Below are 12,496 nucleotides of genomic sequence, written 5' to 3' on the forward strand. Positions count from 1 at the left end.
CCAATGGGACATGCCAGTTTGACATCCACAATGGTGTATCAAGATGTTACCGACGAGCAAAAGAGGGAAGCAATAAAATCCCTGGAAAATAATGTAACGCAGACAATGAAGAAGAAATGGACCATGCCGACCAATCGCTCACTGGCTGCCATGTTCGGTATTAATGTGGACTGAATCCTTCATTAGTTATCCAAACTCCTGAAATGTCAAAGTCTGATTTAAGCGTAGATAGCTGAGGAGTTTGGATAACTGAAAAGTTTGGATAAAACCAGTTGTTGTGCGGCTTGCATATTTCCCTGTAGTTTATAGTCATCCGGTTCTGGGCCTGGTTCCGGGGTAGGCTCAGGAGTTGGTTCGGGGTCGGGCTGTTCAGTATCCGGTTTATCACTTTCTTCTTTTGAACAAGAACTTATTCCACATAAAAGAATAGCCAATACAGATAGTGCTAAAAATAATTTTATACGCTTCATGATATCAAATTTAAAATAAAAAATAAGCTGCTTATCTTTTTAATAAATGTTCATAGCGACAAGGTACACCTTTATCTGTTATACCTTCAATAATAATTGTATAATAGCTGGGACGATCAGCTGTGTAAAAGTGTACGCTGGCATTACCTCTTTCATCGGTTCGGAGTTGAGGCTGCCAGTAAATGGTGGTACGATTATCCGGTACAAGTGATTTGCGTTCTTCGTCTGTTACGTATTTAGGGCTATAAAAGGATTTATACCGATTAAAGCCGAGCAGAAATGCCGTGTCCCCTTGGGAAGTACGCGGTATCTCTAAATTACCGGTACGTGAGGTTAACACAATACATCCACCCGAAATACGTTGAGTTCCATCCTTCATTTTCTGGAGTTGTCTGTCCACTTCTAGTTCTTCCAATTCTTCTAAGGTGGCACCACTCTCAAAAGCTTCATTATAGGCTGCTTCCAAGTATTTCAGATTTTGAGTAATATTGACGGCTGCATCAACTTCCGGATCGATTTTATGTACTCCTACGATGTCTTCCGCATTGATGAGAGAAAGAGCATTGAAACTGATCGTTTTGTTATCCAGCATGAAGCGCGCAGTACGGCCATAATCTATTTTCTCTTTGGGACGCAAGGCATTCCTGTTATTTACATCATTAGACATCAGATGTTCCGGACGTTGGGAGTATTTGGGGTTTATATAGGGACGATTATCTATAATTCGGAATCCGGGAACATTCTTGACTAAATCGAGTGCCGTGCGCGCATCTTGTTGAGCCAACATCTCTTCATCATCCATTTTATAGGAAGAAAAACGATCTTTTACTAAACTTCTGGCATTAATCACGACTTCTGGAAGACGTAGCATCAAGACTCTGTCTTCTCTGACAAAAGGTGATTGCATTTCTTCTATATATTCGTTTTGTTGCTCATATTTTGCATCCTTGTATGGATGGGTGTTTACTGCTTCCGGAAAATAATCCCTGTCTATTCGGATATTAGCATGAAAGATTTTTCCTTTTTCTATTACCTGTGCTTCAGCTCTGGCTGTATCTGCAAAACTTAACTTATCTACAATAAACACTCCGTTATTATCTGTATGTGCTGAGGGATAAGGACGTTTGTTAACAAAAACATTCACAGTTTTTCCCGAAAGTGGCTTATTACGAATATCTAATACCTTACCGGAAACAGCTTGTCCGATTTCCATAAAGTATTTGGGATTCTTTTGCTGTTCTTTAAGAATGTCTTCTACATTAAAACGACTCCACCCTTGTGTCAGCATTAAATTATCCAGACAGGCTTTCAATCGCTGAGAATTATCTTTAAAGTAATATCCGGGTGTTTCAATGTATCCTTTTATATCTGATGTCAGCAGCAGATTAGAAAGAATGTTATCTGCTGTAGAATCACATCTGATGGCATAGTTGTCTGTAACGCTTAAAGAAAAATCCCCCTTTATAGGTTGCCCTGACAGATCGGAAAGATGAATATCAAGAGATACCGGTGAACGCGAACCATAGGATGCCTTATCAGAGGCTAATTGCCAGGTTGAATGATTTTGGCGAACGAATACAAGGCGTTCGCTATGTGGAACGTAATTCCCATCCAATAAAGTAAGGGTTAATATCCCTTCAGGGATGGATTTCAGACTGACCGCTCCTTGTTCTTTCTGTATGGGTTGTACAAATAGTAGACAACCACGAACATGGGCTATCAGGTATAGATTATCCGGTAACTTCTCTTGGGGGGAATGTAATATATTGTAATGTATGATGCCGTTACGTTCGATAATAGACAAAGAGAATTGGTCAGTCTCCGGTTCAGGCAATAAAAACTCTTTTTTCATATTTCCCGTAATAGAACTAACAACTGCTTTATATTTTTCACCTACTGAAATAGGCAGCATAAAACTACCGATGCCTGCATAAACACTTTTAAAATGCGTAACGGTATCACCTTTACTGTCTAAAATACTACCTGCCACTTCTACTGATTTTCCATTTGTATCTATCGCTTTTATGCCCACTTTTTGGGTACATCCTAAAATTAAGCTACCCCCTTCCGGAAAAAAATCGACATGGTAGTCAAAAGTATCCGGAACATAAAATGTGTGTTTGTGCTTTAATTGTTTATCTTCCAATACAACATAGATGTATTGCTCTATTTTATCTTTTTCTGGTATATCTATTTGAATCTCTCCGTTTTGGTTTGTCCGTTGCTGACGAAACTTATTTTCGTATGGCTTGGTACGAACCATATAGTGTACGTAATTACCTGCGTAGACGGTATTGTCAGGACTTTTGAAGGTTACAGTTGCTATACGTTTTTTTCCTTTCTGCTCATATCTTATTTCCGGATACATAAACGAAGATTGAGAAGCAAAGACTTTTAGATTTTTGGAAAAATAAAAGTCGGATTTTTCGTTTAACATCCAATAGGTATATGCACGGAGATAATAATCACCAGCCTCTAATGATTTTGGAAGAGGGATGAAACTTGAAAAGATGTCTTTACGTTGCTGAACCTTAATACGCTGCTGAACTTTATTTTTGCGATTTATGAGCTCTACATACACATAGTGACTGCCATTTCCGGAAAAGTGGGTAATGGCATTCACCAAATATGCTTTCAACCAAATAGTATCACCTGCAAAATAATATGGTTTATCGGTATGTAGATAGACTTTCTCTTGCGGCAAATTAGTAACTTGTTTAAATGAACTGACAATATTGTTCATATAAATAGTATCTGTTTGTTGAGCATTACTTGTAAAGATGCTAACAAATAGTATCACCCATAAACTCAGGTAATATCTTATCCGGTTGTTTTTCATAGTGCATGCGTGTTTAGTAGTTATGTGCTATTTCTTAATTGTAGTAATAATTATAACACCGTTAGCTCCTTTCATGCCATAAGATGCACCATCTTTTTGTATTTCTACCTTGTCTACATCATTGATTGACACTACACCGTCTACTTCACTGCTACTTTCATATAAAGTGCCGTCGACAACAAATAAAGGCTCATTATCCAAATCAAATGAACTTCCTCCGCGAATTGTAATTTTGTCTCCATTCACTGTTACCCCCGGAATAGCTCCACCCTTAAATAGATCGTAAATGCTATTGGCTGATAACTTCTGAATTTGTTCACGAGTCAATACATTTGAGTTATAACTTGCACGGAGTATCCTGGTATATTCTCTTTTTTCTTCTTTCTGCCCATCGAATAAAATGAAAAATTTCTTTTCCAGTTTAAGAGAAGCTTGGGATAGCTTACCAATAGGGATAATTGCCTCTTCTTTTTTAGAAATAGATACTACCAATGTATCTGTGGGCTGTAAACCGGAAAAAGAGAATACTCCCATGTTATCTGTCTTTACACTTTCAGTAGTATTTTTTTTCCATACTTTTATCCCTTTTAAAGGACGTTGCTTGGCATTAACAATAACTCCCTTAAAGTCTTGACCAAAGACCATTGCAACATAAAGTGATGTGTACAAAACAAGAAATAATCGTTTTTTCATAATTACAAGAATTAAAAAAAGTATCTTAGGATACAATAACTCCCAAGATACTTTTTGATGAATGAATATTATTCTAAAATACCTGTATTAGAGGCGTAAGCGTCATCGATATATACTAACGGAATGTTTTTACCACCATCGCCATTGGGTATATAAAGCTCCCAGTTATTGATAGACATACGACCTTCACAGGAGTTTTCAGTACGTGCATCTTTTAAAATATTACTCTTTAATACTTCTTGACCAGCCACATGAACAATGATTGCTTCATTTTCGTCAACAGACATGGATACCGTCTGATAAAGTTTGGTAGTAAATGTATTCATTGTATTCAGGTTGTGATATTCGTTATACGTAGTTTTTTTACCTGCGGCAGATGTATACTGGACAATTAACTGTACATTATAATCCGTGGTACCCTCCATCGTAAGTTCTTCATTAGGTACAGCCGGATACACTTCTCCACTTTTTAGCTTTCCCGGATACCATATCAGACGAATCTGATTAATATAAGAACCATTGTTGGAAGCGTCGGAACGTAAATTCCAACGATACTCCAATGTTGCTTTTCCTGTTTTTTTCCCAACTACAATTTCTTGCATATTAGGGACATTAGAGTCAAAACCAAGTTTCATGCGGGTACTAAACGGAGTATATAACGTATTATCTCCAAAAGCACGGCGAAGATAACGAGTTACTTCTGCGGCAGAATTCACTTTTGCTTGCAGATATTGGTTACCGTTAGATTCTTTTTTAAGTGTTCCAGTTGTACTACCTTGTAAAGATAAAGAATGAGGAGTTTTCTCAAATTTATCAAAATAATAACTGGATACATACATCTTATGAGAACGAACTTGTGATTCTCCCCCAATACTAGCTCGACAGGTAATCGTGTAGGTACCCGGAGTGCTTGGCGCTTTCCAGGTCATTTCATTTAAACCTTGAGGTTGGGTCAATGAACCCGCATCACAACTCCATTCATAATTCGTATGCCATAAATCGCTGGAACGTACACACATCCATACTTTCACTTTCTGATTACAGTAGAATTCATCTCCATCTGTACTTAACGAATCTATTTCGATAAAATCATCATCACCACAGCTTGCAAAAGAGAAAGCACAAAGTAGAACAATGAAAAATTGATAAATATATTTCATAATCGTAATCTTTTTAGGTTATTTCATATTTAGTTGTTCTTTTGTAGGGCGATCCAACCAACTATCCATGACATGCATATATGAACCGTCAGCATTGTAAAGATTGGAAGTGCGTGGCTTGATGGAAGATTTGTAATGCCCATCAAAATTGTTGAATACAATGTTGGGATTACGGTCTTTCAATAAATACATATTTATTTTAGCTGTATCAGCTGTAGCTACCGTCTCAAACCAAGTTGGTTCTGCCGGAAGATTAGTGAAAGTATATTTACCCTTCACAATGTGATAAAGCAAAAATTCTTTCACTTGTTCTTTGGAATAGGCAGTCATACTTATAGGTGCGTAAGAAACAAGTTCTCCAGTTTCCTCATCTATATATGTTAGTTGATGCGTCTGAAAATAACTTAAATCAGTACTCGTCTCTGAGTTAAATGCTGTATTCGTTGGTAACAAGTAGGTCATTCCACTTTGTTTAAACTCATTGTCAACTCCTGCATACAAAATAGCCTCTTCCAACAAAGAAAATATATCTGTACGGGATTTGATAAATTCGAAAGCAGACATATCGATTTTATTACTTGGCATGCCAGCACTATAATCGTAATCGTATGAATCTTGATAATCTAACCCCAATAATTCACAGCTTGCTATAAAGAAAGGAATTACCATCAAGGCTAATGCTTTTTTATAATATTCTAGTTTCATTATTAACTCTTTTTTAATAGTTTGTTTTTAACGTTCAGTATAAGGTGGATTCTGATCTCCAACCAGTGCCTTGTTTGATTCAAATTCAGCATAATGAATTGGCCAGTATTTAGTGCCTTCATTACCGAAACCGGTTACTGTCACATCTGCTGCTTCCTGACGTGCGGAATAGATAGGGTCCATCACTTCTATTAAATGACCAGTTCGCATTAAATCAAACCAACGATACCCTTCTCCATAAAGTTCCAATTGTCTTTCTTGCAGAATAATATTTTCCACTTCATTTACATTATTAACATTGGATACTTCTAATTTTGCATCTTTCAAGTAACCCACACGAGTACGAACATCATTGACAATATTCAGTGCCTCATCTCCTCTGTTCAACTTATTTAAAGCTTCTGCACGCAGTAACATAATATTTGCCATACGCATCATTACCAGAGAAAACTCGCTGTCGGTTGTGTTCATTACTGAAAAATATGATTTATACACTTGATTAGAGGAATCATACTCGCGTTCAGGATCAATATTGCTGTATTTGATACATTTATTTACGCTTTCTACTCCAGCTGTATAACTTGCATACGTCAAAGGAACACGAGAGGCCTTATAGTATACTTTCACAGTGTCAATTGTATTCCAAAAACGTGCATCAGAACCTTCTCCGGAACGAAGCCGATCTATAAACTCATTAAAAATGGGTTCTGCCATTCTGTAACCATTATTCGTGTTACTTGCCCCTAAAAGTTGCGGCCAGCCACTTAAAGCTCCATCTGTTTCGTAATCCCATGCCATAGCAAAGATTACTTCTTTTGAACTACTAGGATTGGTGAAGATGTTTTTCCATTCAATTTCTCCATTAGATAATGACAAACTCTTATGGTTGATAAAATGTTCTGAAGCTGTTAAGGCATCTTGATAATCATTATACCACATGTAAACTTCTGTTAGTAAAGCGTACATTGCATCTTTGCCCAAATAAATTTTATCACTTGTATCAGATTGGTTAAAGTAACTGATAGCCTTTTCTATATCAGATAATATTTGTACCTTTACTTGTTCTAATGAAGAACGGGGAACAGCGATGGTATTTAGAGATCCATCCCATGGTTCCGTTATTATTGGCATTTTACCCCAAGTACGGGTTCCCCAAAAATACATATAAGCACGCATGGCATAACATTGTCCGATATATGGAGCATACTCGGATTCTAGGATATTGGGAATTGTCGGATATTTTTGAATACCAATATTACATCTGGAAATACAAGTGAAAAAAGGTTCCCAACTGGCTTCTGAGATATTGGGCATCAAGGCATTCATGTAAATCTTAGAATCTTCATAGGATGTACCGGTTACATTATCTGAACGTACATCACCAAAAAGAACCTGACGCTTGGAAAGTGCACTCTGAAACGCATCATAAATACCTGCATTCCAGTTCTTCATTTCAGCTTTATCTTTAAAGTAACTTGATGGAGACAAATCTGACAAAGGAGATCTGTCTAAAAAACTTTCACAACTTGATAAAGCCAAAAGACTTGTAAAAGCTAGTATTATATATTTCTTCATTTTCTTATCTTTTTAGTTAAAATCCAATGTTGAATCCAAAGCCAAACTCACGCTTACGAGGATATTTTGAACTGTCTTTACCTGGAGTTAGAACACCGCCACTCAACTCCGGATCATATCCTGTATAATTAGTCCAAGTCAGCAAATTGTTACCATAAATATATGCTTGTACTGAGCGGAGTGGAGTTTTACCTAAAAATTTAGGATCCACACTGTAACTTAATCGAACAGATTGTAAACGAATAAAAGTTGCATCTTCCAAGAACTGATCGCTCAAACTCATAGAGTGATTATTTGTTTTGCGCTGTTTGGAGTTCAATGCATACCAACTTGTGATCTCACCTGGATATTTCCAGCCTTGCATAATATATTCAGGAGTTTGTTTATGAGTATTTCCTCCCCATGAACAATAATAACGCTTCAAGTCATTCCAGACTTGTCCTCCCCAACTAACATAGAAGTTAAATGAAAGAGAAAAGTCTTTATATGTAAGGGTATTCCCCCAGGAGCCAAACCAATCAGGATTTGCTTTGCCTAATTCGGTCTGGTCGTTAGAATTGATCACATCATCTAACTCGCCGTTTTCATTAGGCTTGTTATACCATATGACATCACCACCACCAGCAATTACTCCATTTACTTTCATCTGAGCAATTTTGCCTGTATATTCAGTACCATCTGGGTTCAGATATTTTTCCAATGTTGGCTGACCATTCAAACCTATAACAACGTTACCTTCATCATCCCGTTTGAAAACAGGAGTCAGACGGTTTTTATAATCTTGAGTCCAGGCATTACTTGCGTCATATTCATATACCCCCAAATTCTTATAACCATAGAATAGACCAGCTGGTTTTCCTGCTGCAATCAGCCAAGCACTATTAATATAATCCTCACGTGCCAAATCAAGAATCTTATTATCATTCTTCCACCAATTTACAGTAGTACTCCAGCTAAAATCACGTGTTCTGACTGGTGTTGCTGTAAGTGATAACTCAACACCTTTATTTTCAATACTAGCCAAGTTTACACGCATTTTATCATAACCGGTAGTACTTGGAAGATTATAGTCAGAAAGCAAGTCACTCGTTTTCTTTATGTAATAGTCAGCAACAAACATAATACGTCCATTCAGAAAACTCAAATCCACACCGATATTTGTTTGCTTAGTCTGTTCCCATTTTAAGTCAGGATTACCATATTTAGATGCAGGTACAATACCACCTACTGAATTATAATATTGGGAACCGGCCGTATAAACGGTTTGCGATTCATAGCGTCCAATTTTATCATTACCAGTAATACCATAGCTGGCACGGATTTTGGCATCCGTAAGAATGTTATTAGCCCAACGCATGAAGGGTTCATCCGAAATACGCCATGCAGCAGAAACAGAAGGGAAAGATCCCCAACGATTATTCTTACCAAAACGGGAAGAACCGTCAAATCGAAGATTACCAGTCACGGTATAGCGACTCTTCCAACTATATACTACACGTCCAAATACACCTACCATAGCTTCATCCCAACCGGTTGTATTGATATTCTTCACGTCTTTTACAGTAGCCAAATTCATATAATGAATATCTTCGGAGAGAAAAAACGAACCGGCTATATTATATGCCAATTGATTACTAACTTCGAAACTACTACCAACCATAGCACTCAAAGAATGATCTTTGGCAATTGTCTTATTGAAGTTTAAATAAGCTTCGCCTGCATATTTCCAAGTTTGTTGGCTTTTATCTGCTCCTGTATTTTTCCCATTATCACTTCCTTCCAGATACTTGGATGAGAATGTTAAATTTCTATTAGATGTATAATCAGCTGAAATGTCAGCATCCAATCTTAACCAAGGAGTAAATGTCCAAGTTATACCCTGATAAAAGTTTCCTCTATAAGTCGAGCGTTCATCTAACTTTTGTTTTAGCTCAGCAATAGGATTACGACGTCCCCCCGAAGAATAATAGGGAATTAATTCACCATCCGGATACCAGATAATCATATCAGGATCACGACGCATGGCATCTTGCAAAACAGTTTCTTTAATATTATTAGTTTTATTGTAGCTTAAACGAACACGAGTGGTAAACTTTATATTTTTCCACGGTTCATAATCAACATTGACGTTAGCGGTATATTTGTCATTTCCAGACTCTAGAATTACACCCTTTTCGCCAATGTAGTTCAAAGATGCACGATATTTGAACCCTTTGGAACCACCACTAATTTGTACACTGGCATCATCACGTCCACCTGTACGGAACAATAAATCCTGATAATAATAGTTTGTACTATACTGCATGCCTACAGAGTCTGTACGTGCGGAAAACTTCTCTAAAGTTTTGGAAGGATTGTTTAAATCGGAAGCTGCCATACTTAAACGGCTTTCAAACGCATTAACCTGAGGCAATTTACGGGCAACAGTGTAAAAGGAATGTTGGTAACGTGCATCAACACGAGGTTTTCCTGATTCACCTGATTTAGTAGTAATCAGTATTACACCATTTGCAGAACGAGCACCATAAATAGCCGAAGAAGCTGCATCTTTCATAACGTCAATTTGCTTAATATCATTGGCAGAAATATCGTCAATGTTATCAACAACTACTCCGTCTACAACATACAGCGGAGAGACACCTTCATCACTAAAAGTAGAAGCACCACGAATAGATACAAATGAAGAAGAACCGGGTGCTCCGGAGTTTGATACGATTTGCATACCGGGAGCAGCACCTTGTAATGCATCAAAAACATTCACTGAATTCTTTTCTTCCAAGATTTTAGAATCAACCGAAGTCATTGAACCTGTAATATGTTTTTTGTTCATTGAACCGAAACCGACAATTACAACTTCATCCAGAGCCTGAGCATCTTCAGCCATTTCAATCTTCATTCTTTGACCGCTTGCTTTGTGCTCAACTGTTTTGTATCCCATAAAAGAGAAAACTAATGTGGCACCTTTATTGCATTTAATGGTAAAGTTACCATCTAAATCTGTAATACCACCAGTTGCTGTACCTTTCGTCTGCACAGTTACGCCAATCATTGGTTCATTGTTTTGGTCAACAACAACACCTGTCTGTGTAATTGTTTGAGCCATAAGATTAATACTCAAGACCAATGCTAATAGAACTAAAGATAACCGCCATAATAGCGATTTCGATTTGTGTTCTTTCTTTTTCATTAAACTACTTTTTTAAATTAGACTTAAATTAACAAGGGATTTCACCTGAAATTCTTTTTGAGTTGTTCATAATAGATTGTTTTTACATAATATCAATACATCATTTTTAAAGTTAAACATCATTGTTTTCCACACCGCAAACAAACAACAATTTCCTCAAACAAGATTTAAAGATTGTATCAAATGCTATCAATTATATCTCAAAGTGTTATAGACTGTAAACAGAATAAAGAATAACAATCTATAAACCAACATATTACCAACAATCACGATTTTACAACAGCAAATTACAAGCTAATTCCGGCTTACTTAGTCAGTATTAGCAAGTCCATATTCCTATGACGAGCCATCAGTTGTGCTATATAAAGTGAACGGGGGAAAACATTCTTCTCATTCTGTCCTTCCCAAACACCATCCGGACGATCGATGAAAACTCCCGGATATTTTTCACCCTTCATACCAAAGCTATAATTATATCCTGATGTCCAGGGGCTCTGTACAGCAGCACGCTTCACACGACAGTTCCAAAGTACCTGAGTTACTCCGGCCCAGCCATGTCCACTTCCCATTTTACCACGATCCTGCACATTGATTTCTCCATCGGTAATCACATTATCATAAAGGGTTCCAACTGCCCAGCGATGGTGAGGACCTATATCCGCATAAGTTTGCGAAGCCGTACAATTATAAAATACATTGGGACCACATACACGTGCACCCGTCACATAGTCATGACGCCCCTCTGTACTCTGACAGTTCATAAACAGATTTTGCTGTCCCCAATTATTAAAAGAATATCGCAGTCCACCGGTTATCAGAGATTTTGTTTCTAGACAACGGCAATCCGTCACAGTTACATTCTTCGCATTGCGTTCACAACTTACCGCTGAATACCCGAAATAGCGACAAGTTAGATTACGCGCCCAGCAGTTTTCCACTTTATCGAACTGAACACCAATCCAACCATGCTCGTTATCCTCATAATGTTCAAATTCAGATTCCAAACACATATTAGTTACCCCGACTTCACTGATACGACCATCAAATGTATACTTAAAGACTTCACCACCGCCATATTTCTCTTCCATTTGCATTACTACCGGATTATCAATATAAATACGGTTACCTTCTACTTTTGTAATTTCACGTTCAAAAGAAAGATTATATTCCCGTGCTGTCCATTGGCGGGTTCCCTGGCGTTCAACGATTTGATCCATCTTAATATCATGTATCCAATTCTCTGTTCCCGGACGATAAACAATGATACGATCACCCACTTTAAAATTTGCAGCAGAAGAAACCTGAAAAGAGTGTGTTCCCACTGGTACAAAAGCATCCGTAATCTTCACCCTTGTTCCGGATACTTCCTCCATTCTACCATTACCAGATACTTCTATCAATGAAAAACGCTGCTTACCGATAGCCAATAGACGAGTTTCATTCACATTATCCCCTTCTCCGGTTAAAATTACTCCACTTGCATTTATATGAATCGTTCCATGAACATGATATACTCCCCGTTTCAGCAGAACCGTTCCACGGTGTCCGTCTTTATCCGGTTGCATACGAGATACTTCATCTATTGCATCCTGAATTCTCTGACGACTATCCCCTTTTTCCACAGGATATACAGTTTTTGTTACCGGATAATCAGGAATTGATTTATCACCATGATGATAACCAACCCGGCTAAAATCCGGTATTGTATTTCCCTGTTTATCGGGATAATAAGCTAACTCCCCTTTCGGAGTAATTTTCACATAGCTGGATTGCCAGCCCGGAGGTAATTTGGTTTGAGCGGACACACTTACACAAAGTGCTATCGCCAGTACACCTCCTACAAGTTTCTTTACACGTTCCATTCTAT

At 37.6% G+C, this 12,496-nt stretch carries 8 protein-coding genes; all 8 read right to left on the minus strand.

Annotated features, from left to right (window positions below; genetic code table 11):
* Positions 1–218: 218 nt before the first annotated feature.
* Positions 219–470 (minus strand): Phr family secreted Rap phosphatase inhibitor, encoded by a 252-nt coding sequence (locus BN161_RS03515; RefSeq protein WP_044263196.1) that lies wholly within the window; start codon positions 468–470, stop codon positions 219–221.
* 31 nt (positions 471–501) lie between these two features.
* Positions 502–3,309: a hypothetical protein gene (locus BN161_RS03520; protein WP_044263199.1), complete on the minus strand. Its 2,808-nt coding sequence runs from the start codon at positions 3,307–3,309 to the stop codon at positions 502–504.
* A gap of 27 nt (positions 3,310–3,336) precedes the next feature.
* Positions 3,337–4,002: a TonB-dependent receptor plug domain-containing protein gene (locus BN161_RS03525; RefSeq protein ID WP_044263332.1), complete on the minus strand. Its 666-nt coding sequence runs from the start codon at positions 4,000–4,002 to the stop codon at positions 3,337–3,339.
* A gap of 68 nt (positions 4,003–4,070) precedes the next feature.
* Positions 4,071–5,162 (minus strand): hypothetical protein, encoded by a 1,092-nt coding sequence (locus tag BN161_RS03530; protein WP_044263202.1) that lies wholly within the window; start codon positions 5,160–5,162, stop codon positions 4,071–4,073.
* 18 nt (positions 5,163–5,180) lie between these two features.
* Positions 5,181–5,867, minus strand: a complete 687-nt coding sequence (locus tag BN161_RS03535) for a fasciclin domain-containing protein (RefSeq protein WP_044263204.1) — start codon at positions 5,865–5,867, stop codon at positions 5,181–5,183.
* Positions 5,868–5,894: 27 nt separating this feature from the next.
* Complete coding sequence (locus BN161_RS03540; RefSeq protein WP_044263206.1) at positions 5,895–7,442, minus strand: RagB/SusD family nutrient uptake outer membrane protein; 1,548 nt, start codon at positions 7,440–7,442, stop codon at positions 5,895–5,897.
* Between the two features lie 16 nt (positions 7,443–7,458).
* Positions 7,459–10,629, minus strand: a complete 3,171-nt coding sequence (locus BN161_RS03545; protein ID WP_044263207.1) for a SusC/RagA family TonB-linked outer membrane protein — start codon at positions 10,627–10,629, stop codon at positions 7,459–7,461.
* Positions 10,630–10,934: 305 nt separating this feature from the next.
* The gene (locus tag BN161_RS03550; RefSeq protein WP_044263209.1) at positions 10,935–12,491 is read right to left on the minus strand and encodes a hypothetical protein; all 1,557 of its coding nucleotides are present in this window, start codon (positions 12,489–12,491) and stop codon (positions 10,935–10,937) included.
* Positions 12,492–12,496: the final 5 nt, after the last annotated feature.

Origin of the sequence: Bacteroides timonensis, assembly GCF_000513195.1 — a bacterium.
Taxonomy (GTDB): Bacteria; Bacteroidota; Bacteroidia; order Bacteroidales; family Bacteroidaceae; genus Bacteroides; species Bacteroides timonensis.

What these genes read in the sequence shown, in the direction of transcription:
- BN161_RS03515 (WP_044263196.1), bottom strand. Translation starts at nt 470, where the DNA reads ATGAAGCGTATAAAATTATTTTTAGCACTATCTGTATTGGCTATTCTT.
- BN161_RS03520 (WP_044263199.1), bottom strand. Translation starts at nt 3,309, where the DNA reads ATGAAAAACAACCGGATAAGATATTACCTGAGTTTATGGGTGATACTA.
- BN161_RS03525 (WP_044263332.1), bottom strand. Translation starts at nt 4,002, where the DNA reads ATGAAAAAACGATTATTTCTTGTTTTGTACACATCACTTTATGTTGCA.
- BN161_RS03530 (WP_044263202.1), bottom strand. Translation starts at nt 5,162, where the DNA reads ATGAAATATATTTATCAATTTTTCATTGTTCTACTTTGTGCTTTCTCT.
- BN161_RS03535 (WP_044263204.1), bottom strand. Translation starts at nt 5,867, where the DNA reads ATGAAACTAGAATATTATAAAAAAGCATTAGCCTTGATGGTAATTCCT.
- BN161_RS03540 (WP_044263206.1), bottom strand. Translation starts at nt 7,442, where the DNA reads ATGAAGAAATATATAATACTAGCTTTTACAAGTCTTTTGGCTTTATCA.
- BN161_RS03545 (WP_044263207.1), bottom strand. Translation starts at nt 10,629, where the DNA reads ATGAAAAAGAAAGAACACAAATCGAAATCGCTATTATGGCGGTTATCT.
- BN161_RS03550 (WP_044263209.1), bottom strand. Translation starts at nt 12,491, where the DNA reads ATGGAACGTGTAAAGAAACTTGTAGGAGGTGTACTGGCGATAGCACTT.